This window comes from Mesorhizobium sp. M0715, from assembly GCF_040320355.1.
Lineage (GTDB): Bacteria > Pseudomonadota > Alphaproteobacteria > Rhizobiales > Rhizobiaceae > Mesorhizobium.
The window spans coordinates 368830-391073 of record NZ_JAMYPL010000002.1; the positions used below are offsets into that span (position 1 = coordinate 368830).

At 64.4% G+C, this 22244-nt stretch carries 19 protein-coding genes; 7 read left to right on the forward strand and 12 right to left on the reverse strand.

Going from position 1 to position 22244, the window contains the following annotated elements; all coding sequences use genetic code 11:
- Positions 1-160 precede the first annotated feature (160 nt).
- From NKI21_RS03695 to NKI21_RS03705, 3 genes are read right to left on the reverse strand one after another with little or no spacing between them, the layout of a single operon-like run.
- Complete coding sequence (locus NKI21_RS03695; RefSeq protein WP_352440632.1) at positions 161-1648, reverse strand: aldehyde dehydrogenase; 1488 nt, start codon at positions 1646-1648, stop codon at positions 161-163.
- Complete coding sequence (locus tag NKI21_RS03700; RefSeq protein ID WP_352864542.1) at positions 1645-2838, reverse strand: cytochrome P450; 1194 nt, start codon at positions 2836-2838, stop codon at positions 1645-1647. The genes NKI21_RS03695 and NKI21_RS03700 overlap by 4 nt, the downstream gene beginning before the upstream one ends.
- A gap of 59 nt (positions 2839-2897) precedes the next feature.
- On the reverse strand, positions 2898-4346 hold the full coding sequence (locus NKI21_RS03705; protein ID WP_128305117.1) for an APC family permease: 1449 nt from the start codon (positions 4344-4346) through the stop codon (positions 2898-2900).
- 173 nt (positions 4347-4519) lie between these two features.
- Between NKI21_RS03705 and NKI21_RS03710 the strand changes: the two genes are divergently transcribed.
- From NKI21_RS03710 to NKI21_RS03735, 6 genes are read left to right on the forward strand one after another with little or no spacing between them, the layout of a single operon-like run.
- Entirely contained in the window at positions 4520-5290 is a 771-nt protein-coding gene (locus NKI21_RS03710; protein WP_352440634.1) for an IclR family transcriptional regulator, read from the forward strand.
- A complete protein-coding gene (locus tag NKI21_RS03715; protein ID WP_352864545.1) occupies positions 5290-6570 on the forward strand; it encodes a Tm-1-like ATP-binding domain-containing protein in 1281 nt (426 codons plus the stop codon). Before NKI21_RS03710 ends, NKI21_RS03715 begins: the two co-directional genes overlap by 1 nt.
- On the forward strand, positions 6567-7235 hold the full coding sequence (locus NKI21_RS03720; protein ID WP_352440635.1) for an HAD-IA family hydrolase: 669 nt from the start codon (positions 6567-6569) through the stop codon (positions 7233-7235). Before NKI21_RS03715 ends, NKI21_RS03720 begins: the two co-directional genes overlap by 4 nt.
- A 20-nt stretch (positions 7236-7255) precedes the next feature.
- Positions 7256-8605, forward strand: coding sequence for an aminotransferase class III-fold pyridoxal phosphate-dependent enzyme (locus tag NKI21_RS03725; RefSeq protein WP_352440636.1), 1350 nt, complete (start codon positions 7256-7258; stop codon positions 8603-8605).
- Between the two features lie 35 nt (positions 8606-8640).
- Positions 8641-9933 carry an aminotransferase class III-fold pyridoxal phosphate-dependent enzyme gene (locus NKI21_RS03730; RefSeq protein WP_352440637.1) on the forward strand — a complete coding sequence of 431 codons (1293 nt, stop codon included), beginning with the start codon at positions 8641-8643 and terminating at the stop codon, positions 9931-9933.
- The gene (locus tag NKI21_RS03735; RefSeq protein ID WP_352440638.1) at positions 9930-10952 is read left to right on the forward strand and encodes a phosphotransferase enzyme family protein; all 1023 of its coding nucleotides are present in this window, start codon (positions 9930-9932) and stop codon (positions 10950-10952) included. Before NKI21_RS03730 ends, NKI21_RS03735 begins: the two co-directional genes overlap by 4 nt.
- A 24-nt stretch (positions 10953-10976) precedes the next feature.
- Here NKI21_RS03735 and hpaH read toward each other — a convergent pair whose 3' ends face one another.
- Genes hpaH through NKI21_RS03760 form a run of 5 tightly spaced genes read right to left on the reverse strand, consistent with a single transcriptional unit; the run spans position 10977 to position 15585 of the window.
- Complete coding sequence (gene hpaH / locus NKI21_RS03740) at positions 10977-11783, reverse strand: 2-oxo-hept-4-ene-1,7-dioate hydratase (protein ID WP_352440639.1); 807 nt, start codon at positions 11781-11783, stop codon at positions 10977-10979.
- The gene (locus tag NKI21_RS03745) at positions 11780-12655 is read right to left on the reverse strand and encodes a fumarylacetoacetate hydrolase family protein (RefSeq protein WP_352440640.1); all 876 of its coding nucleotides are present in this window, start codon (positions 12653-12655) and stop codon (positions 11780-11782) included. Before NKI21_RS03745 ends, hpaH begins: the two co-directional genes overlap by 4 nt.
- A gap of 20 nt (positions 12656-12675) precedes the next feature.
- On the reverse strand, positions 12676-13656 hold the full coding sequence (hpaD, locus tag NKI21_RS03750; RefSeq protein ID WP_352440641.1) for a 3,4-dihydroxyphenylacetate 2,3-dioxygenase: 981 nt from the start codon (positions 13654-13656) through the stop codon (positions 12676-12678).
- 13 nt (positions 13657-13669) lie between these two features.
- Complete coding sequence (hpaE, locus tag NKI21_RS03755) at positions 13670-15187, reverse strand: 5-carboxymethyl-2-hydroxymuconate semialdehyde dehydrogenase (protein WP_352440642.1); 1518 nt, start codon at positions 15185-15187, stop codon at positions 13670-13672.
- An 11-nt stretch (positions 15188-15198) separates the two neighbouring features.
- Positions 15199-15585, reverse strand: coding sequence for a 5-carboxymethyl-2-hydroxymuconate Delta-isomerase (locus NKI21_RS03760; protein ID WP_023810846.1), 387 nt, complete (start codon positions 15583-15585; stop codon positions 15199-15201).
- Between the two features lie 215 nt (positions 15586-15800).
- Here NKI21_RS03760 and hpaR point away from each other — a divergent pair, with 215 nt between their 5' ends.
- Entirely contained in the window at positions 15801-16196 is a 396-nt protein-coding gene (hpaR, locus tag NKI21_RS03765; protein WP_127276380.1) for a homoprotocatechuate degradation operon regulator HpaR, read from the forward strand.
- An 88-nt stretch (positions 16197-16284) separates the two neighbouring features.
- Here hpaR and NKI21_RS03770 read toward each other — a convergent pair whose 3' ends face one another.
- From NKI21_RS03770 to NKI21_RS03785, 4 genes are all read right to left on the reverse strand, one after another.
- Positions 16285-17415, reverse strand: coding sequence for an aminomethyl transferase family protein (locus NKI21_RS03770; RefSeq protein ID WP_352864552.1), 1131 nt, complete (start codon positions 17413-17415; stop codon positions 16285-16287).
- A 53-nt stretch (positions 17416-17468) separates the two neighbouring features.
- Positions 17469-18245: an ABC transporter substrate-binding protein gene (locus NKI21_RS03775; protein ID WP_352440644.1), complete on the reverse strand. Its 777-nt coding sequence runs from the start codon at positions 18243-18245 to the stop codon at positions 17469-17471.
- A 124-nt stretch (positions 18246-18369) separates the two neighbouring features.
- Positions 18370-20112, reverse strand: coding sequence for a hydantoinase B/oxoprolinase family protein (locus tag NKI21_RS03780; RefSeq protein ID WP_023810849.1), 1743 nt, complete (start codon positions 20110-20112; stop codon positions 18370-18372).
- A 16-nt stretch (positions 20113-20128) separates the two neighbouring features.
- Positions 20129-22213 carry a hydantoinase/oxoprolinase family protein gene (locus NKI21_RS03785; protein WP_352440645.1) on the reverse strand — a complete coding sequence of 695 codons (2085 nt, stop codon included), beginning with the start codon at positions 22211-22213 and terminating at the stop codon, positions 20129-20131.
- Positions 22214-22244: the final 31 nt, after the last annotated feature.

Here is a 22244-nt window from a genome sequence, read left to right on the forward strand (position 1 = left end):
CGCGTTTCGCCGTTCTCGCCAAAGCCAGGAATATTCTCTCAAAAATTCCAACGAAGAGAGAACAAGACGGCGCTCGGCCGACCGCCGCCGGATCTAAGGCGATCCTGGGCATCTCCGTGGGAAGGTCAGATTCGGAGGCAGGCCAGCGCCACGGTTGGTCTCAAAGCGCGATCCACGCGGTCTTGAGTTCCAGATATTTCTCCAGCGCGTGCAGCGACTTGTCGCGGCCGAAGCCCGACTGCTTGACGCCGCCGAGCGGCACGGTGATGTCGGCGCCGCCATAGGTGTTGACGTGGACGACGCCGGCATTGATGGCGCGCACCATGCGATGCGCGGTGGAGAGGTTGGCGGTCCACACCGCGGAGGCAAGCCCGTAGACGGTCGAATTGGCAAGCCGAACCGCCTCCTCCTCGGTTTCGAAGCGCATGACGCCGAGTACGGGCCCGAACACCTCCTCACGCGCAAGCTGCATGTCTTGCGTGACGTTCTCGAAGATCGTCGGCGCCATGTAGCTGCCGCCGGTCTCGGTCAGGATCCGCTTGCCGCCGGTGACGAGACGGGCACCTTCTTCCGTCGCCCTGGTGACGAAACCGAGGTTCTTGTCCAGCTGTTCGGCGCTCGATACCGCACCGATGTCGCTGGCGAGATCGAGCGGATCGCCGACTTTCAGCTGCGTCGTTGCCGCGACAAGTTCGTCCATGAAACGGTCATAGACCGACGCCTGGACGAGCAGGCGCGAGCCGGCGACGCAGACCTGGCCGGAATTGCGAAAAATGCCGTTGGCCGAGACGACCGCCGCCTGTTTCAGGTCGGGAGCATCGGCAAAGACGATGTTGGGCGACTTGCCGCCGAGTTCGAGGAAGGCGCGTTTCAGGTTGGAGCGAGCGGAATATTCGAGCAGCCGTCGGCCGACCGGGCCGGAACCGGTGAAGGCGATGGCGTCGACATCCATATGCAGGCCGAGCGCCTCGCCGGTAACCGAACCACGGCCGGTGACGACATTAAGCACACCGGCGGGAAGTCCGGCCTCGCTTGCCAGTTCGGCCAGCCGCAGCAGCGTCAGCGAAGCGATTTCCGGCGGCTTGACCACCACGCAATTGCCGGCGGCAAGCGCCGGCGCAATCTTCCAGGCGCCGATCATCAGCGGAAAATTCCACGGCACGATGACGCCGACGACGCCGAGCGGCTCCTTGTGGATCAGTCCCAGAACATTGTCGGCCGTCGGCGCGATCTCGCCATAGACCTTGTCGATGGCCTCGGCGTAGTAGCGGATGGTGCCTGCCGCCGACAGCGGTTCGGCCTTGTAGGCCATGCCGATCTCGGTGCCATTGTCGCGCACGCCGAGCACGGCGAGCTCGTCGGCATGCTTTTCGACCAGCTCGGCGAATTTCGTCAGCACCTTCTTGCGAAAGGCCGGCGCTGATCGCGACCACGAGCCCTTCTCGAACGCCTTGCGCGCCGACTTCACGGCGCGGTCGATATCGGCGGCGTTGCCGTCGGCGATGCTGGCGAAAGGTCGGCCGTCGATCGGCGACGTCACCGGCAGGCTTGCGCCGCTTGTTGCCTCGATCTGCACGCCATCGATGAACAGGCCCCGCGCGCCGATCTCCGTCTTGCGCAGCGTGTCGATGGCACTCTGACTGATCATGGGTGACGGACTCCAAGGGAAACATGCAATGTGGTTGGCGCGCGGAATTCCCAGCCGCGAAACACCGGTTCCTTGCCCTGCACAAGGCTGAGATCGGGGAACCGCTGGAGCAGCAGTCTTACCGCAAGGCACATCTGCTCACGCGCGAAGAACCGGCCCGAGCAGAAATGATGGCCGAAGCCGAAGGCGGCATGATTGCCTTCGTCGCGGTTGATGTCGAAGCGGTCGGGATCGGCAAAGCGGCTCTCGTCGCGGCTTGCTGAGGAGACGAGTGCGGCGACGGCGGCACCGGCTGGAATCGTCACGCCGCCAAGCTCGACCGCCTGTGTCGTCTGCCGCGTCTGCGTGCCGATCGGCGCCACCCAGCGCAGGCCCTCGTCGACCGCTTTGGGCACGAAGGTCTCGGGATCGGCGAGCACCTGTCGCAATTGCTCGGGATGGGCCAGCAGGCCGGCGAGGATCGAGCCGGCGCCATGTCCGGGCTCCTGCATACCACCGAGCAGGATGACCTTGATGCTCGGCATCAGGAAGTCGATTGGCCGCGTCGTGCCCTCCGGCATGCCGTCATGCAGCATATGCGACAGCGCGGAATCATCCGGTGCGTGGACAAGCCTTTCCAGCGTCGGCAAGATGGCGTCGCCGACCTCGGCGCTGATCGCGTCGGCGATCTCCTGCCGCTTCGGGTCGTTCTCGAAATTGATGGCGCCCTGGGCAAGGCCGTAGAACCAGCGGCGCAGCGTCGGCATCTCGATGTCGGCAAGGCCGAGCGAGCGCGCCAGGCTGAGCGTCGACACCGGCTCGAAATAGTCGGCCATTAGTTCGGCCGCACCCTGTTCGGCGATCCGGTCGAGGTAGGGCTCGGCGATCGATCGTACGAGGTCGCCGGCATAGGCGGCGACGGTGCGCGGCCGGTATTTCGGGTCGACGCCCTGTCGCAGCTGTTTGTGCGTCTCGCCATCGGTGGTCAGGATGGTCGGCTTGCCGAAGGAGCGCTCGACGGGCGACGAGCCGACAACGGCGGAGAAGATGTCGGGAGACTTGGCGACGCTCTCGACATCCTTCCAGCGGGTGACGAACCACAGATTGACCGCCGGCACGAAGGTGACCGGCGCACTGCGCCTGAGCTCTGCATAGATCGGGTAGGGATCTGCTTCCAATGCCTCGACGGTGATATTTTCGGCAAAGCTCAAATCCGCCACTCCCCTTTGTGGTGTAAGGGGCGGCGTGGCACGCCCCCCCTTTGCTTTTCTCAATCTTTCAGCGGCTGGCCGAGGTTTTTGAACGCGACCGGATCGCGGCTCTTCAGCGCGCTGGCCAGCAGCAGGCCGACGATCGCGGCGATCAGCACCAGCCCCGGCAGGAACACGCCAAGGAAACCGCCGGCCCCGGACAGGCTGCCGAAATTGATGACGATCAGGTAGATGATGATGACGAAGGCGATGAAGGTCAGCCCGGGCAGGATGGTGGTCTTCATCGCGTTCTCCTGCGTCGATGGATTGGCGCGGAAGAACATCACCACGGCAAGCGAGGCCACCGCCATCATGACGATGACGCCGAGTGTCGCGACGTTGGTCAGCCAGGAGAACAGCGCCAGCACCGGATCGAGGCCGAGCACGGCGAAGAGGCCGACGACGACCGCGGCGAGCACGCTCTGGATGATGGAAGCGACATGCGGGCTCTGGTGCACCGCATGCGTCACGCCGACCGTCTGCGGCAACAGTTTTTCGCGGCCCGAGACATAGATATAGCGCGCAACCGCATTGTGGAACGCCAGCACGCCGGCAAACAGGCTCGACACGAACAGGATGCTCATCGCCTGCGACAGCATCGTGCCGGCGTAACGATCCGACAGGCCGAACAGGAAGGTCGTCGGATCCTGCAGCCCTTGCAGCGTCGGCAGCAGCTTGTCGACACCGGCGCCGACCGCCATCAGCCATGCCGTGAGCATGTAGAAGACACCGATCAGCACGACCGAAAAGTAGGTGGCGCGCGGAATGGTGATCTTTGGATCGCGTGCCTCCTCGGCATAGATCGTCGTCGCCTCGAAACCGATGAAGGCGGCAAAGCAGAACAGGATGGCGATGGCCGGCGAGCCGCTGACGATCTGGCTCCAGCTGAATGGCGCCGCCGACAGGCCGCTGTCGCCGCCGGTCTTGAGGATGGCGATGTCGAGGACCAGCACCACAAGATATTCGCACAGCACCAGCACCGTCAGGATCTTGGCGGAGAGGTCGACCTGCCGGTAGCCGAGCACGGCCACCAGCGCGATGGCGATGAAGCTCCACACCCACCAGGGCAAATTGATGCCCCAGCCGGCGAACAGGCCTGATGTCGCGGCACCGAGCAGGCCCATGACCCCGATCTGCATGGCATTGTAGGACAGGATGGCGATCAGCGCCGTGGCGCCGCCGGCCATGCTGCCGAGGCCGCGCGCGGCATAGGCATAGAAGGCGCCGGCATTGCCGACATGGCGTGACATGGCGACATAGCCCACCGCGAACAAAAGCAGCAGCAGCGTCACGATCAGATAGGTGCCGGCAAAGCCGGCGCCATTGCCCATCAGCATGCCGAGCGGCGTGCCGCCGGCGACTGCCGTGAGCGGGGCGGCCGCCGAAATCACCATGAAGGTGATGGCGCCGACGCCAAGACTGTTCTTGCGCAGCCTGTTGGCCGGCGCCTGTTCTGCAACTGCTGTCATTGATCCCTCCTGTTTGCAAACCCTCAGGCTCGCCGGCCGAATGGCCTGTCCCATGCACTCTGGTGGTCGGTTCATTATTTGAACTGTTATTTTGAATATAGACTTGCAAACAATGCTGATGCCTGTCAAGTTAATTCACACGTTAAATGATTGTCCCGAACCGGGAGGCAAATTTGAGTACGGTCGGAAAAGCGATCTCGCTTCTGGAGCTGTTCAGCGTCGACGAGCCCGAGCTCGGCCTGTCCGATCTGGCGCGCCGCTCGGGCTTCGACAAGGCGACGACAAGGCGGCTGCTGGTTGCGCTGGCCGGCCATGGTTTTGTCGAGCAGGATATCGGCACGCGGCACTATCGCCTCGGCGCCGGCCTGTCGCGGCTGGCGCGCATCCGCGAAGCGCGCTTTCCCTTCCTGCAGACGGCTGTTCCGCTGGTGCGGGACCTGGCAGCATCGACGGCCGAGACCGTGCATTTGTCGGAATTCGGCGTCGACAGCCTGGTCACCGTCCATGTCGAGCATCCGGCATGGGCGAACCGGGTCAACATCGACATCGGTCAGTTGCTGCCCCTGCATTCGACCGCGTCAGGCATCGCCTATCTGGCCTTCGCCCGCGACGAGACCGTCAAGGCATGCCTGACGGGTTCGCTCGACGCGTTCACGGCCCATACGCTGATCGAGCCGGCCGCAATCTCAAGATCCATGAGCGAGGCGCGCGAGCGCGGCTATTCGATCTGCGACCAGGGCTATGAGGAAGGTGTGATCAGCGTCGCGGCGGCAATCCGCGGGGCGGATGGCTTTGCGCTCGGCACCATCGCGGTGGCGGCGCCAAAGGCCAGAACGACGGCAGCCGCGATCGCCGAACGGGGACTTGCCGTGAGGGAGGCGGCACGGGAGATTTCCATGCGCCTCAACGGCGAAAACCTGCAAATCTTGAGGAGGCAGGCCTGATGCCCTTGGAGACAGCGCCCCGCATCCTGGTCATCGGCACCGGCGACACAAAGGCCGAAGAGCTGCTGTTCATGAAACAGTGCATCGATGCGTCGGGCGGCAGCGCCGTGATGATGGATGTCAGCGTGCTGGGCGACCCGCCCTACAGCCCGGACCACGACAAGCACGCTGTGGCCCGGGCTGTAGATGTGACGATCGCCGAGATCGTTTCGAGCGGTGATGAGAACACCGCCATGACGCTGATGGCCGGCGGCGCCGTGCAGCTGGTGCGCAAGCTCCATCAAAGTGGCGAGATCGACGCCTTCATTGCCATAGGCGGCTCCATGGGAACCGATCTGGCGCTCGACGTGGCGCTTTGCCTGCCGCTCGGCGTGCCGAAATTCGTCGTCTCGACCATCGCCTATTCGCATCTCATCCCGCCCGAGCGCGTCGCCCCCGACCTGATGATGATCCTCTGGGCGGGCGGACTGTACGGCCTCAACAACATCTGCAGGCTGGTCCTGTCGCAGGCCTGCGGTGCGGTCGTCGGCGCGGCTAAAATCGTACTGGCGTCTCGCGCGTCAGCGCAGGCACCGGGGCCGACCATCGGCATGACCTCGCTCGGCAGCAGCTGCCTGCGCTACATGAAGACGCTGAAGCCGGCCCTAGAACGGCGCGGCTATGACGTTGCGGTCTTCCACACCACCGGAATGGGCGGCCGCGCCTTCGAATCGATCGCCGGCCAAGATCATTTCTGCGCGGTCTTCGACTTCAGCCTGCAGGAAATCACCAATCATCTCGCGGGATCCGTCGTCAGTTCCGGCGCCGACCGGCTGGAGAATGCCGGCGCTCGCGGCATTCCGCAGATCGCCGCACCCGGGGCGGTCGACATGGTCGATCTGCCGACCTGGCAGGATTTGCCGGCTAAATTCTCGACGCGGCCGTTTCATGCCCACAACAGGCTGATCGCTTCGGTCACCGTCGATGCCGACGATCGCCGCCAGGTCGCCAAGACCATCGCCGCCAAGCTCGGTGCCGCGAAAGGCCGCTCCGCCTTCATCCTGCCAACCGGAGGCATCCAGGAATGGGACGTGCAGGGCGAGCCGCTCTATGACCCCGAGGCTCTCGCGGCCTTCACTGACGAAATGCGCAGGGCTATTCCCGCCGGGGTCGAGTTCCACGAGATCGACGCTCACATCAACAGCGACGACTTCGTCGGCAAGGCGCTCGAGATCTTCGACCGCTGGGTCGAGGAAGGCATCGTCCCGCGCGGCAAGCCGGCCAAGGGAGTGGCAGCGTGAGTGCTGTTCCCGCCCAGGCGCTTGTCCTCGATTTCGGCGGCGTCGTCACCCGGACCCTGTTCGAAACGCATGCTTTGACCGAACAGGCGCTCGGCCTTGCGCCTGGAACGCTGCAATGGCGCGGGCCGTTCGATCCTGACAGCGATCCGCTGTGGCGCGCGATGCAAACCGACGAGATCAGCGAGCGCGACTACTGGCGCTCCCGCACCAGTGAGGTCGGTCAGCTCATCGGCGAGGACTGGCAGGCGATGGAAACCTTCGTCCGGCGCGCGCGTGGCGCGGAGCCGGAAAAGGTGGTGCGGCCCGAAGCTGACAGCGCCATTCGCACGGTGCATGCGGCCGGCTTTCGACTGGCCATCCTGTCCAATGAACTCGACCTGTTCTACGGCGCCGACTTCCGCCAGCGGCTGCCGTTGCTCGGCTTCTTCGATGTGATCACCGACGCCACCTACACCGGCATCCTCAAGCCCGATCCGCGCGCCTATGCCTTGGTCACCGAAGCGCTCGGCCTGCCGGCCGGTGCCTGCGTCTTCGTCGACGACCAGCAGCGCAATGTCGATGGCGGCTGTGCTGCCGGCATGCGCACGGTTCATTTCGACGTTGCTCACCCGGCCCAATCCTATGCCGAAGCACTCGGCCATTTCGACCTCGTTTCAGCTGCCTGAGATTTTTGCGGAGCCCTTTCATGCGCGACATCAATTTTCTCACCGAAACCAACGCCAAGCCGATCTGGCACCCAATGGCGCATCCGGCCGAGATGCGGGCCAACCCGCCAAAGGTGATCATGAAGGGCGAGGGCGTGATGGTCACCGACATCGCCGGCAACACCGTGCTCGATGCCGTCGGCGGCCTGTGGAACGTCAATCTCGGCTACAGCTGCGACCCGATCAAGAAGGCGATCGCCGACCAGCTTGGCGCGCTGCCCTATTATTCCGGCTTTCGCGGCACTTCGACCGGACCGTCGATCGAACTCGCCTACGAACTCTGCGAATGGTTCGAGCCAGAAGGCATGGTGCGGACCTTCTTCACCTCGGGCGGTTCGGACTCGGTCGAAACAGCGCTGCGGTTGGCCCGGCAATACTGGAAGATCCGCGGCCAGGCCGACCGGACAAAATTCCTCGCCTTGAAGAAGGGCTATCACGGCACGCATTTCGGCGGCGCCTCGGTCAACGGCAACGCCAATTTCCGCCGCAACTACGAGCCGCTGCTGCCCGGCGTCTTCCACATTCCCGCGCCCTGGACCTTCCGTAACCCGTTCGACGAGACCGATCCCGCGCGGCTGGCAAAACTGTGCGCCAAGGCGCTGGAGGACGAAATCGCCTTCCAGGGCGGCGACACCATCGCCGCTTTCATCATGGAGCCGGTTCTCGGCGCCGGCGGCGTCATCGTTCCGCATGAGAGCTTCATGCCGCTGGTGCGCGAGATCTGCGACCGCCACGAGATCCTGCTGATCGCCGACGAGGTGGTGACGGGCTTCGGCCGCACCGGCGCATGGTCGGGCTCGCGTCTGTCCGGCGTGAAGCCGGATTTCATGACCATCGCCAAGGCGATCACGTCAGGTTATTTCCCGCTCGGCGCGACCTTGATCGGCGGAAAAGTCGCCGATGTCTTCGAGGCCGACAAGACCAGTTTTGGTGCGATCGGCCACGGCTATACCTATTCCGGCCACCCGGTCGGCTGCGCGGCGGGTCTGGCGGCGCTTGCCGAGACCAAACGGCTTCGCCTGAACGAGAACGCGGCGGCACGGGGCGTCGAACTCGCGGCCGCGCTGGAGGGGCTGAAGGCCAGGCATGCGATCGTCGGCGATGTCAGGTACAAGGGCTTGATGGCGGCGCTGGAGTTGGTCTCGGACCGCACGACGAAAAAGCCGGGCGACAAGAAGACCATGGCCGTGGTTTCGGAGGCCGCCTATGAGGCCGGCGTCATGCTGCGTGTGTCGGGCAACACCATCATCCTGTCGCCGCCGCTCATCATCACCGCCGCCGATGTGACGAAGATCGGCGAAGCGCTGGATGCAGGCCTGTCGAAGGCCTGACGGGTTAGCTGGCCACAACGGAGTTTCAAGACGCAATGAGTCAATCGCAAGAAGCACTGGTTAGCCGGCGTTCCCGCCTGCTCGGCGCGAAATCGCAATTGTTCTATGACGAGCCCGTGCATCTGGTGCGCGGCGAAGGCGTCTGGCTCTACGATGCCGACGGCCGCAAATATCTCGACGCCTACAACAATGTCGCGCATGTCGGCCACTGCCACCCGCATGTGGTGGAGGCCTTGTGCCGGCAGGCAAGCCTGCTCAACACCCACACACGCTATCTGCACACCGCCATCCTCGATTATGTCGAGCGGCTGACCGCGACCTTCGATGCCAGCCTGTCCACAGCCATCCTGACCTGCACCGGCAGTGAGGCCAACGACATCGCGCTGCGCATGGCGCAGGCCGCCACCGGCCGCATGGGCATCATCGCCACCGACGCCACCTACCATGGCAACACCACGGCGGTTTCGCAGCTCAGCACCCGCATGCCGCCGGTCGGCGGCCGCGCCCGCAATGTCAGGCTGGTGCCGGCACCCGACAGTTTTCGCCATCCCGATGCGATGGCCAACGGCAAGGCTTTTGGCGACGCTGTGCGCGAAGCGATCGCCGCACTGGCAAAGGACGGCATCGGCCTGTCCGGCATCATCCTGTGCCCACTGCTCGCCAATGAAGGCTTCCCGACGCTTCCTAATGGATTTTTCGACGACGCGATGCGCGCGGTGCGTGATGCCGGTGGGCTTGTCATCGCCGACGAGGTCCAGCCCGGTTTCGGCCGCACCGGCAGCCATTTCTGGGGGCACCAGCGCGCCGGTTTCGTTCCCGACATCATCACCATGGGCAAGCCGATGGGCAACGGCCATCCGATCGCCGCCGTGGTCACGTCAAGGGAGATATTGGCGACCTTCCGCAACGCCTTCCGCTACTTCAACACCTTTGGCGGCAACCCGGTTTCCTGCGCGGCGGCCAATGCCGTTCTCGACGTCATCGAGCAGGAAAATCTCGTCGCCAACGCACGCGATGTCGGCGCCTATGCGCTCGGTCTGCTGCGCCCGCTGGCCGAGCGCCATGAATGCATCGGCGAGGTCAGGGGTGCCGGGCTGTTCTTCGGCGCCGAACTGGTTCACGACCGCGAGACCCGTGAGCCGGCGCCCGACATCGCCGAGCAGGTCGCCAACCGCATGCGCCAGCGCGGCGTGCTGATGGGCAAGACCGGCATCCACGGCAATGTGCTCAAGATCCGCCCGCCCATGCCGTTTTCGCGCGACAATGCCGACGTCCTGATCGGCGTCCTCGACGAGGTGCTGGGTGAAGTCGGCGGAGGGAAGGCGTGAGCGCAGTTTCCGAGCAGTCAGAGCCCGAGACGGCTGCCGATGTCACGGCTCTTGCTAGGCGCGCGCTCGAACATTGGGGCATTCGTGAGGGTGAGCCGGAGCTGCTGAAATTCCGCGAGAACGCGGTGTTTCGCGTCATCTTGCCAACAGGCCAGCCGGCCGCCATGCGCATTCATCGGCTTGGCTATCACACGGACGCCGCGCTGCGCTCGGAACTGCAATGGATGGGTTTTCTGCAATCCGCCGGCATCGCCACACCGTCGCCGGTCGCCACGCAGGCCGGCGATCTGTTCGTGCTCGTCAGCCCAGCCGCCTCAGTGCAGCCCCGGCAAGCCGATTGTCTGAGCTGGCTGGAAGGCCGCGCTGTCGGGGCGCGAGGCGTGCCATTGGATTTTACGCCCGAGCAGGCAAGACAGGTCTTTACCGCGATCGGCCGAACCATCGCCCACATGCACAATGCCACGTCTGCCTGGACGCCTCCGTCCGGCTTTGCCCGCCATGCCTGGGATTTCGACGGCTTCTTCGGCGCCAACCCGAATTGGGGCCGCTTCGAGACCTCGCCCTTCCTCGACGGCGCCCGTCGCGAGCTGGTCTTTCAGGCGCGGGAGAAGGCCGTGAAGGCGCTGTCGGAGCACGAACGCAGCGCCCGCAATTTCGGCATCATCCACGCCGATCTGGTGCGCGAGAACGTGCTTGTCCATGAGGGTGCGATCCGCATCATCGACTTCGACGATTGCGGCTATGGCTGGCACATGTACGACCTTGCCGTTGCGCTGTACCAGAACCGCGAGGAGGCGATCTATCCGCTGATCGAGGCCGCTCTGCTCGACGGCTATCGGCAGGAGCGGGAGCTGACGGCGCGCGACATCGCCGCGCTGCCGCTGTTTTCCGCGTTGCGTGCCTTTGCCTTTCTTGGCTGGGTGCAGAGCCGCGTCGAAGGCGACATCACCAGGGAGGTCGGTCTGCGCATGTCGGCCATCGCAGCCGATGTGGTGATCGCCTATCTGCGTGGCGAATAGGGCTGCTGTGCGGGCTGGCGACCGTCAGCCCTTCGCGAAATGGATGCTGACCGTTCCCGAGCTGCCGAAATCGGCAACGATCGTGTCGCCGGGCCGCGCCTCGACCGGGCGCACGAACGACCCGGAGAGAACGACTTCGCCCGCCGCGATCGACATGCCGTAGCGGGCAAGCCTGTCCGCCAGCCAGGCGATGCCCATCGCCGGATGATTGAGCACGCCGGCGCCAAGCCCGGTTTCCTCGACCTCGGCATTGCGCGAAACGATGGCGCCGATCCAGCGCATGTCGGCCTCATCAGGCCGCTGCGGCCGGCCGCCGATGACGATGCCGGCATTGGCGGCATTGTCGGAAATCGTGTCGAAGAAGGTGCGTGCCTTCTTCGTCTCGGCATTGATGCGCTCGATGCGCGTGTCGAGGATTTCCAGCGACGGGGTGATGTAGTCGGTGGCGTTGAGCACATCGGAGATGGTCACGCCGGGGCCTTTCAGCGGCGCCTTCATGACGAAGGCGATCTCGGCCTCGACGCGCGGCTGGATGAAGCGGTCGGCCGGCACCGTCGCGCCGTCATTGAAGAACATGTCGTCGAACAGCACGCCCGAATCCGGCGTGTCGATGGCAAGCGCGTACTGCATCGCCTTGGAGGTTAGCCCGATCTTCCAGCCTTTCGGCTTCAGCCCGGCATCGATCTTTCGCGTCACCAGCGCCGCTTGCACGCGGTAGGCGTCCTCCATCGTCGCATCGGGAAAATCGAGGCTGAGCAGACGGATCTGGCGGCGCGACCGCTCGGCTTCGAACAGCCTTGCCGCGGCGTCTTCCACTTGCTCCAGGGTCATTGCGCTGCCTCGTCGACGACACCGTTTCTGAGCACGCCGATGCCGTCTGCCTCGACCTCGATCACATCACCCGGCTTCAGCCAGATCGACGGCTCGAAGCGGGCGCCGGCGCCGGTCGGCGTGCCGGTGACGATGATATCGCCCGGCACCAGCGTGGTGAAGGTCGAGATGTAGGTGATGATCTTGCGGAATGAAAAAATCATCCGGCTGGTGCGGTCCTGCTGGCGGATTTCGCCATTGACGCGGGTGGTCAGCGCTATGTCGGCGATCTGCGCCTCGTCGCTGAACGGCACCAGCCATGGACCGATCGAGCCGCTGCGGTCGAAATTCTTGCCTTGCGTGACGTTGAACTTGGCATGCCGTACCCAGTCGCGGATGGTGCCCTCGTTGCACAGCGACAGCGCCGCAATATGGCCGAGCGCGTCGGCCTCGGCAATGCGCCGGCCTGCCTTGCCGATGACGATGACGATTTCGCCCTCATAGTCGAGCTGCGGGGATTCTGGTGGCCGCACCAGCGACGCGCCATGGCCGACGAAAGATCGGGGGAAGCGGATGAACAGCGACGGGTTGGAGGGCGCTGCCTGGCCGTCCTTGTACTCCTCGTTGCGGTCAGGGTAGTTGACGCCGACGCAGATGATCTTTTCAGGCGAAGGTATCGGGATTTCATAGGCGATGGCGTCGAGCGGGAAATCTGGGGCAAACGCCTCCGCCTCTTCCGCCAGCCGCCGCAAGGCGCCGGCCTCGATCACTTCACGCAGCGTCGGCCACTGGCCGTGGCGCGCCGCCAGGTCGATGACGCCCTTGCTCGTGATCGCGCCATAGCGCGCCTTGCCGCCGACGGTGAAGGTGGCGAGCCGCCCATGTCCAGTCATCCGGGTCTCCTCGTCCATCGTCACGGCGCAATGATCGGCGAAGCCGTCAAATCCGGCTGACGCACCGCAGCCCCGGCAAACACACTACCCTCTTCGAACCAGCTTTTTGGCGCCGGCGCGCCCCACAGCGTCTGGCGTTGCGGGTCCTTGAGGTCCCATTTGATCGGCTCGAGGTCCGGATCGACCGTCTGGTAGTCCGAACAGTAGATCTCGATGCGGTGGTTGTCCGGGTCTCTGACATAGAGGAAGAAGGCATTGGAAATGCCGTGCCGGCCGGGGCCGCGTTCGATGTTCGGCAAATAGCCCGTCGTTGCCATCAGATCGAGCAGGTCGATGATGTTGAGCGGCGTCGGCACCCAGAAGGCGACGTGGTGCAGGCGCGGGCCGATGCCGTTGGTGAAGGCGATGTCGTGCACGCCGCCCTTGCGGTGCGTCCACGCCGCCCACAGTCTTCCGCTGCTGGCGTCCTCGGTATACTCGGTCACCCGGAAGCCGAGCTCGTTGTAGAAGGCGACGGACTCGTCGACATTGGGCGAGAAGCAGTTGAAGTGGTCGATGCGCAGCGGCTTCACGCCCTTGTACAGCGCGTATTTCTGGTGGATCGGCGGCAGCCGCTCCATCTCAGCGTAGAATTCGAGCGGTATGCCGTGCGGGTCGCGCGTGCGGAAGGTGCGCGACTGGTAAGGCCGCTCGACCCATTCCACCGGCAGGCCCTTGCCCTTAAAGAAATGCTCGGCCTTGTCGAGGTCGTCATCCGAAAAGACCTTGAAGCCGAGATCGCGTGCCTCCGGCGTCGTCGCCTTGCTGAGCACGATGCAGTGATGGCCACGCTCCTCCATGGCGCGCAGATAGATGGCGCCCGATGTCTCGTCGGTGACCTGCAGGCCGAGCGTGTCGACATAGAAGGCGCGGGATTTGGCGAGGTCGGTCACCGCCAGTTCGACATGGCTGAGGCGCACGATGTTGAAGGCGGGATAGAGGTTGGGCTTGGGCAAGGGCATCTGATTTCCTCCTTCAGCCGCCGAGTTTCTGGATCGCGTGCGCCGTCGTCGCGAAGGCTACGTTCTTCGTTTCCATGTAGAAATCGAAGGAATGGTCGCCGCCATCGCGGCCGATGCCGGAATTCTTGACGCCGCCGAACGGGGTAGGCAAATGGCGCACATTCTCGGAATTGACCCAGATCATGCCGGCATCGAGCGCATCGGTGAAGCGAAACGCTCGGGTGACGTCCGAGGTCCAGAGATAGCCGGTCAGGCCGTATTGCGTGTCGTTGGCCAGAGCCAGCGCTTCCGTCTCGTCGGCGAACGGAATGGCGCTCAGCACCGGCCCAAAGATCTCCTCCTGCGCGATGCGCATGCGGTTGGTGACGTTGGTGAACAGGGTGGGGCCGACATAGCAGCCACCGCCCGGCCCATCGACCTTGCCGCCGCCGGCCGCGAGCGTCGCACCCTCCGATTTGCCGATGTCGATATAGGACAAAACCTTCTTTTCATGCACCGGATGGATCAGCGGCCCAACCACCGTTTTCGGATCGAGCGGATGGCCGACGACGATGCGCTTCGCCCTTTCAGTGACCTTGGCGGTGAAGCTGTCGTAGACCGAGGCCTCGACCAGCAGGCGCGACGACGAAGTGCAGCGTTCGCCGTTCAGCGAATAGATCATGAAAACGGCTGCGTCGGCGGCGCGCTCGAGATCGGCGTCGGCAAAGACGATCACCGGGTTCTTGCCGCCGAGTTCGAAATGCACACGCTTCAGCGTGTCGGCCCCCTGTTTCATGATCATCGAGCCGGTACGGCTTTCGCCGACGAAGCCGATCGCCTTGATGGCAGGGTGCTCGGTCAGCGCCTTGCCGGCGTCCTCGCCAAAACCGTTGACGAGATTCCACACGCCTTTCGGCAGGCCGGCCTCCTCGGCAATCTCGACCAGCAGGCGGGCGGTCAGCGGCGAGAATTCAGCCGGCTTATGAACGACGGTGCACCCAGCCGCCAGCGCCGGCGCGATCTTCCAGGTCGACAGCATGAACGGCGTGTTCCACGGCGTGATGATGCCGACCGGGCCGATCGGCACGCGCGTGGTGATGTTGACCTGGCCTGTCGTCCGCAGCGTCTCACCATCGCGGGCTTCCGGCGCGCGGTCGGCAAAGAAGCGGAAATTCTCGGCCCCGCGCAGTGCCGCCTTGGCCATGAACTTCAGCGCCTGGCCGGTATCCATGCATTCGACGAAGGCGATCTCCTCGGCTCGCGCCTCGATCGCGTCGGCTATTTTGTGCAGGAGCTTTTTGCGTGTCTCGCCCGGCATGGCGGCCCAGGCCAGGAATGCCGCCTTGGCCGCCTTGGCGGCGCGGTCGATGTCGGCGGCGCCGCCGCGCGCGACCTTGGCCAGTGGCTTGAGGTCAATCGGCGAAATGCTCTCGAACGCAGTGCCGTCGATGGCGGGAACCGCCTCGCCGCCGATCTGGTTCAACACGCCATCGCGCTTGAAGCGGGCCAGATAGGCCTCGGCCTTGTTCAGATTGCCTTGCAGGTCGGACATGTCGGGTTCCGTCACTTGCCGCGCAGTCGCGGGTGGATTGCGTTTCTCTTCCAGCTGAGCACCGGGTCGATTTCCCGGATTTCGAGCGACAGGGCGAAATGCGGGGTCTCGAACAGCGTGCCAAGGTATTCGCTCACCGCCGCGAAGACAGCCTCGCCAGTCCGCTTCTTGTCGTCGGCGCTGCGGCCGGTGCCGATGCGAAACGACATGTCGAGAAAGGCGTTTTCCGGCAGCCTGTCGGCCATCGCGTAGGCCTCGGCGCGAAACGCCCGCACCCGCACGGCGCCGGTTTCGAACAGCCCGGTGTCCAGCACTGTGCGCAACACCAGAGCGCACAGTTCGCCCATATCGACCTTGGCATCGAGATTGGCCGAATACTCGATGGAGAAGTGAGGCACGGCGTTTCGTTCCCTGGGTTATTGCCTTGTTGTAGTTAACGCGTTAATTACATGCAGCATGCGCGAAGTCAAGCCTTGCATCGGCCTTGGCGCAACGATACGGGAAGGCGGGAACGGGCCCTGGCAGGCGGATTCGGCCGAGGGAGGGCCTGTTTCGATCGCAAGCGTGGGAGGCTCTTTTCTTGCTGCCGGAAAATACCCGTCGTTCTCTGCCGATGGCGCTGCTTCATGCCCGCGAAGCGGTGATGGCGCGGTTTCGGCCGATGCTTGCCGCGCATGACGTGACCGAACAGCAATGGCGCGTGCTGCGCGTGCTGAGCGAAGCCGGCCCGGTCGAGGCGACGGAACTCGCCGACCGAGCCTCGGTTTTGCCGCCCAGCCTGACGCGCATCATCAAGGCGCTCGAGGGACGCAAATTCATCACCCGCAACAAGGCCGAAGGCGACGGCCGCCGCGTCGTTCTAACCATTGCGCCCGCCGGTTCCGCCCTGATCGACGCCCTGTCGCCCGAGCGTCGCGTCATTTATGACGACATCGAACAGCGCTTCGGCCACGAAAAGCTCGAGCAGTTGCTCGATCTGCTGGAGACGCTGATCGACGGCGAGAGCTGATCGTTCCGGCTACCGCGGAAGTTTCGACGGTCGCTTGGGTTGACGGCCCGCATACCTTGGAAAGGCCGAAACACCCGATGGGGGTCAGCTAACCTCGCAACCTCGCTCCTTCGGGATCGAAGAACGGTATCGGCGCCACGACCGCACGCGTCGGCTGACCACCGATATCAATGTTCAATTCAGTGCCGATCGCCGTGAAAGGCAGCCGCAGATGCGCGGTCGCCAGCACCTTGCCGAGGGAATAGCCGTGGTCGCTGTAGGTGACGATGCCGGCGTCCTCGCCATCGGCCATCACCCTGGCATCCGTCGTGGCCGGTTTGTCGCCGTCGAGGATCAGGCCGACCCATTGCTCGTCGAGGCCCTTGTCGCGAACCTTGAGCAGTGCTTGCCGGCCGACGAAATCGCCCTTGTCGAACTTGATCCAGCGGTCGAGGCCGACATGAAACGGCGTGCGGCTCTCGTCCATGTCGATGCCATGCGCCGGATAGGCCTTTTCCAGCCCGAGCGTGAACATCGCCAGCACGCCATAGGGCTTCAGGCCAAAATCCCGGCCGGTCCGCATCAGCGCGTCCCAGACGGAGGCCGCCTCGTCGGCAGGCACGAACAGTTCGAAGCCGAGCTCGCCGGTGACGCCGGTGCGCGAGATCAGCACCCGCGTGCCGTTGATATGGCCTGACGTGAACGACCAGCGCTTCAGCCCGTCCAGATCGGCATCCGAGATCATCGCCTTCAACAGTTCGCGCGAGCGCGGACCTTGGATGGTCGGGAAGGCGATGGCCGCCGTGATGTCGGTGACATAGGCCTTGCGCCCCTGCGCATGATGCAACAGCCAGGGCAGCATCTTCAGGCGGTTGACCGAGCCGGTCACCAGCATGAAGTGCTCGGCCGCCAGCCGGAACACGGTGAGGTCGTCCATGATGCCGCCATCCTCACGACAGAGCGTGGAATAGCGCACCTGTCCGGGCTTCATCGCCGCGGCATCATTGACGATGACATGGTTGACCAGCGCCTCGGCGTCCGGCCCCTTGATGTCCATCTTGCCCATGGTGCTGAGATCCTGCACGCCGACATTCTTGCGGGTGTTCAGGTGCTCGTCGGCAATGCCGGAATAAGTTTTGGCCGAGATGAAATCGCCGCCGACACGACCCATGGCCGCGCCCAGTCCGACGATGCTGCTGTAGAAAGGGGAGCGCCGCTCGGCCAAGGAAGTCTCCATCATTCAAGAAAAACGGCAGCGCCAGACGGCGCTGCCGAAGGTGGTTATTGTCGGTCTCAGCTGCCGTAGACGTCGACGGAAAAGTACTTGTCGTTGATTTCCTTGTATTTTCCGTTGGCGCGCAGCGCGTCGATGGCCGCATTGAGCTTGTCGGCCAGCTCCTTGTTGCCCTTCTGCAGCGCGATGCCGACGCCGGGGCCGTGTATCGCCGGATCGGCCGTCAGCGTGCCGAGCAGCTTGCAGCAGGCGCCGTCGGACTTCTTCAGCCATTCGGTCAGGATGATCGAGCCGTCCATCATCGCATCGAGCCGGCCATTGGCCATGTCGGTGCGGGCGTCGTCGCCGGTCGGATAGGCCTTGACGGTCGAGCCTGCGTATTTCTGCTCGGCGAATTTCTGGTGGATGGTCGCAGTCTGCACGCCGAGCGCCTTGCCTTTCAGGTCGTCCGGCGAGGTGCCTGATATGGTCGAATCCTTCGGTACGGCGATGGCCGGCGGCGTCTGGTAGTATTTGTGGGTGAACTCGACCTTCTCGGCCCGCTCGGGCGTGATGGTGATGTTGATGATGGCGTCGAACTTGCCGGCCTGCAGCGCCGGTATGGAACCATCGAAATCCTGCACGCTGAACTCACACTCGGCCTTCATCTCGGCGCACAGCGCCTTCCCCAAGTCGATGTCGAAGCCACCCAGCGTGCCGTCGGCACTGGCGTAATTGAAGGGCGGATAGGCGCCCTCGGTACCGATCCTGAGTTTTTTGTCCTGGGCGGAGGCGGCGCCCGTGGCAAGGGTGAGGGCGACGGAAGCGGCAAGCACGAAACGACCGGAAAGACGCATGTTCGAGTTCCCCGTTGAAAGCGGGAAGTCTACGGTCTTCCGGGCGTGTGGCGGAGACGGAAACGACATGCGCTGCGGCGATCGCGGCGCGGCGGGCGATCCAGGCCAGGCGATCGGTGGTGCGTTACCCGGCGCGCTGCTTGTTGGTCGCCGCCCGGTCGATGGCCAACTCCCCGGCCGAGAGGACAACGCCAAACTTTTCGGTGGCTTCCTCTGATGTGTAGTACCCCAGCGCCACGTCGCGCAGCACCAGATCCGGATCGCGCTGCAGCGGATCGCCGTAGCCGCCGCCGCCCGGCGTGCCGACGCGCACGCGGTCGCCGGCCTTGAGCGCAATGTCCTGCTCCTTCGAAAGGTGCAGCGGCACATGTTCCTCGCCGTTGCGGAAGACGGTCACCGTGTTGACCGCGCCATCCCTGCCGCCGAGTGCGCCCTGTGGGCCGAAACGGCCGTGGTCCATGACGAAGGAGGCCCGGGCGTCACCGCGCAGGATTTCGACCTCATAGGCGAGGCCGAAACCGCCGCGATGCTTGCCAGCGCCGCCCGAACCCTCGCGCAAGGCATAATGGCGGTAGAGCACCGGGAATGCCTGTTCCATGATCTCGACCGGTGGCGACTTCGAGATGCCGATGGTCGAGCAGCCATTGGTCAGCCCGTCATGGCCTGAATTGCCGCCATAGCCGCCGCCGGAGATCTGGTACATCACATAATCGCGGCCGCGCGCCGGGTCGTTGCCGCCAAGAGCGAAATTGCCGCTGGAGCCGGCGGGCGCCGCCGTCACCTTGTCGGGCAGCGCCTGCACCATGGCCGCGAACACCGCCTCGGCGATGCGCTGCGACACTTCGGCGGCGCAGCCCGAGACGGGGCGCGGGTATCTGGCGTCGAGGAAAGTGCCTTCCGGCCGCTTGACTTCAAGCGGTTCGAAGGCACCGGCGCTGATCGGCACATCAGGGAAAATGTGGCGCATGGCGAGATAGACCGAGGACAAAGTCGTCGCCAGCACGCTGTTCATCGGCCCGGCGCAGGGCTTTGACGAGCCGGTGAAATCGAAAGTCAGCGTATTGCCTTTTTTCTCGACGGCGAGCGCGATGGTCAGCGGCTCGTTGACCACCCCGTCGGAATCGACAAACGCCTTGGAATGGTAGGTGCCGTCGGGAATGGCTGAGATGTTGGCGCGCATCTGCTCGGCGGCGCGGCGGCGCAGTTCGGCGATCGCCTCGACAACGGTTTCGTCACCGTAACGATCCAGGATTCCGTTAAGCCGGTCCTGGCCGATCAGCAGTGCGGCGGCCTGGGCCCTGATGTCGCCGATGCGCTGGTCGGCAACGCGGATGTTGGAGCAGATGATGGCGTAGATCTCCGGATCGAGCACGCCCTTCTTGAACAGTTTTACGGGCGGCAGCCGCAGGCCTTCCTGCTCGACCGCGGTCGCGGAGGCCGAAAAACCGCCCGGCACCGAGCCGCCGATGTCTGGCCAGTGGCCGGTGTTGGACAGCCAGCAGAAGATTTTTCCGGCCCGGTAGACCGGCATGGCGAAGCGCACATCCATCAGATGGGTGCCGCCGAGATAGGGGTCGTTGACGATGTAGATGTCACCCGGCTCCGGGGCTAGGCAGCGGCCGTCGGCGATCATCTCGATCACCGTCCTGGTCGAATATTGCATGACGCCGACGAACACCGGCAGGCCTTGGCTTCCCTGCGCGATCAGCGAACCATCGACAGCCGAATAGATGCCGTCGGAGCGGTCGTTGGCTTCGGCGATGACAGGCGAGAAAGCGGCGCGAGAGAACGTAAGGTCCATCTCGTCGCAGACCTGTTGCAGGGCCGCCTGGAGGACCGAAAGGGTGATGGCGTCGAGTTTTGCCATATCAATGTCAGGCATCTCAGGCCTCGCCGATGTCGATGATGATGTTGCCGTCGGCGTCGCAGCGTGCGCGGTCGCCGGGCTCGAGCACGGTGGTGGCGTCCATCTGTTCGAGGATCGCCGGCCCTTCGATTTCAGCGTCAAGCGGCAGTTTTTCGCGTGCATATACCGGCGTATCGTGCCAACGCCCGCCATACCAGACCGGCCGGATTTCGCGCCTTGCCTCATCCAGCGTTGTTGCGCGCCCCGCCGGATCGATCAGCCGCGACAGATCGATCGCCGGACGCACGCCGGTCACCGACGTGTTGAGATTGACGAGGTTGGCGCGGATTTCCGGCAGTTCGACCTTGAAGCGGGCGAAATAGGCCTTTTCGAAAAGCTGCTGCAGTGTTGCCCGCGTCACCGATGAGGACGGCAGCGGCACGTTGATGATGTGGGTCTGGCCGACGAACTGCATGTCGGCGGAGTGGGTAACGCGGATCGTCTCCGGCTTCACCGCTTCCTTGCCGATCAGCTCTTCACCTTCGTTTCGGTGGCGTTCCAATACAGTATGAAGCTGTTTTTCGTCGAGCACCGCCACCGGCTGGTTGATGGTGTTGACGAAGTCATGGCGCAGGTCGGCGACGACGCAGCCGAGTGCGTTGGTGATGCCCGGACGCGCCGGCACCAGCACCTTGGGCAGGCCGAGTTCGCGCGCCAGGGCGGTCGCATGCAGCGGGCCGGCGCCGCCAAAGGCGAACAGCGCGAAATCACGAGGGTCATGGCCGCGCGACACCGAGACCATGCGGATGGCGCCGGCCATCTTCATGTTGCCGAGCCGCAGCACCGCGCCCGCCGCCTCGACGCCGGACAGGCCGGTCGCCTTGCCGATCTTGTCCTCGAAAATGCTGGTGACGCGCTCTGATGTGACGGGATTTTGGACCGCCAGCAGCTTCTTCGGCGCCAGCCGGCCGAGCACCAGATTGGCGTCGGTAATGGTTGGCTCGAGGCCGCCACGTCCGTAGCAGATCGGGCCGGGATTGGCGCCGGCACTTTCCGGACCGATCTGGATCAGGCCGGCCGCATCGACGCGGGCGATCGAGCCGCCGCCGGCGCCGACCGTGTGCACCGCCACCATCGGCACATGGATCGGCATCGCATATTCGATCTCGATCTCGTTCGAGACTGCCGGCTCGGCATTGCGGATCAGCGCCACGTCGGTCGAGGTGCCGCCCATGTCATAGGTGACGAGGTTTTCGAAGCCGGCGCGTTTTCCGGTATAGGCGGCGGCGATGACGCCGGAGGCCGGGCCGGACATGACCGTCTTGGCCGATTCACGTGTGACGAAGCGGGCCGAGATCATGCCGCCATTGCCGTTCATGATCAGGAAGTCGCGGGCATAGCCTTTTGCGCCCAATTCCTTGCGCAGCCGCTCGACATAGCGCTCGAGGATCGGCTGCACGGAGGCGTTGACCGACGCGGTGACGCCGCGCTCGAACTCGCGCGCCTCCGACAGCAGCGCGTGGCCTGCCGTGATGTAGCCGTTCGGCCAGAGCTCGGCGGCGATTTCGGCGGCGCGCCGCTCATGTGCCGGGTTGGCGTAGGAATGCAGGAAATGGATGACGAGGGATTCGCAACCGGCCGCGATCAGCGTCTGCACGGCGTCGCGCATCTCGGTCTCGTCGAGCGGCGTGCGCACCGCGCCCGATGCTTCGACGCGCTCCGAGACTTCGAGCCTGAGATTGCGCGGAATGATCGGCACGAAGCTGCCGGTCATGCCATAGGCCTGCGGCCGCGTGCGCCGACCCAGTTCGATCACGTCGCGAAAACCGCGCGTGGTGATCATGCCGGTTTTCGCCAGCCGGCGTTCCAGCACCGCATTGGTGGTGGTGGTCGTGCCATGCACGATGAGGTCGATGCTATCGATGGCAAATCCGGTGGCGCCGAGTGCCGAAACGACACCGAAAGCCTGGTTGTCCACCGTGGTCGGCGTCTTGGCCAAATACACCCGGCCGCCGTCGCTTCCGTCGATCAGGAGCAGGTCGGTGAAGGTGCCGCCGACATCGATACCGGCGACGACATTTCCCCGGGAATTGCGCGCTTGCGCCGAAATATTCTCTTCCATCGTCGAAACCCGAAATGCGCGGACTACGGAT

Excerpts from the sequence above, each read along its gene's own strand:
- NKI21_RS03785 (WP_352440645.1), bottom strand. The coding sequence starts at position 22,213 with ATGGAAGAGAATATTTCGGCGCAAGCGCGCAATTCCCGGGGAAATGTC.
- hpaH (WP_352440639.1), bottom strand. The coding sequence starts at position 11,783 with ATGACCCTGGAGCAAGTGGAAGACGCCGCGGCAAGGCTGTTCGAAGCC.
- NKI21_RS03705 (WP_128305117.1), bottom strand. The coding sequence starts at position 4,346 with ATGACAGCAGTTGCAGAACAGGCGCCGGCCAACAGGCTGCGCAAGAAC.
- NKI21_RS03770 (WP_352864552.1), bottom strand. The coding sequence starts at position 17,415 with ATGATGGAGACTTCCTTGGCCGAGCGGCGCTCCCCTTTCTACAGCAGC.
- NKI21_RS03695 (WP_352440632.1), bottom strand. The coding sequence starts at position 1,648 with ATGATCAGTCAGAGTGCCATCGACACGCTGCGCAAGACGGAGATCGGC.
- NKI21_RS03715 (WP_352864545.1), top strand. The coding sequence starts at position 5,290 with ATGCCCTTGGAGACAGCGCCCCGCATCCTGGTCATCGGCACCGGCGAC.
- NKI21_RS03730 (WP_352440637.1), top strand. The coding sequence starts at position 8,641 with ATGAGTCAATCGCAAGAAGCACTGGTTAGCCGGCGTTCCCGCCTGCTC.
- NKI21_RS03780 (WP_023810849.1), bottom strand. The coding sequence starts at position 20,112 with ATGGCAAAACTCGACGCCATCACCCTTTCGGTCCTCCAGGCGGCCCTG.
- hpaD (WP_352440641.1), bottom strand. The coding sequence starts at position 13,656 with ATGCCCTTGCCCAAGCCCAACCTCTATCCCGCCTTCAACATCGTGCGC.
- NKI21_RS03745 (WP_352440640.1), bottom strand. The coding sequence starts at position 12,655 with ATGACTGGACATGGGCGGCTCGCCACCTTCACCGTCGGCGGCAAGGCG.
- NKI21_RS03775 (WP_352440644.1), bottom strand. The coding sequence starts at position 18,245 with ATGCGTCTTTCCGGTCGTTTCGTGCTTGCCGCTTCCGTCGCCCTCACC.
- hpaE (WP_352440642.1), bottom strand. The coding sequence starts at position 15,187 with ATGTCCGACCTGCAAGGCAATCTGAACAAGGCCGAGGCCTATCTGGCC.
- NKI21_RS03725 (WP_352440636.1), top strand. The coding sequence starts at position 7,256 with ATGCGCGACATCAATTTTCTCACCGAAACCAACGCCAAGCCGATCTGG.
- hpaR (WP_127276380.1), top strand. The coding sequence starts at position 15,801 with ATGGCGCTGCTTCATGCCCGCGAAGCGGTGATGGCGCGGTTTCGGCCG.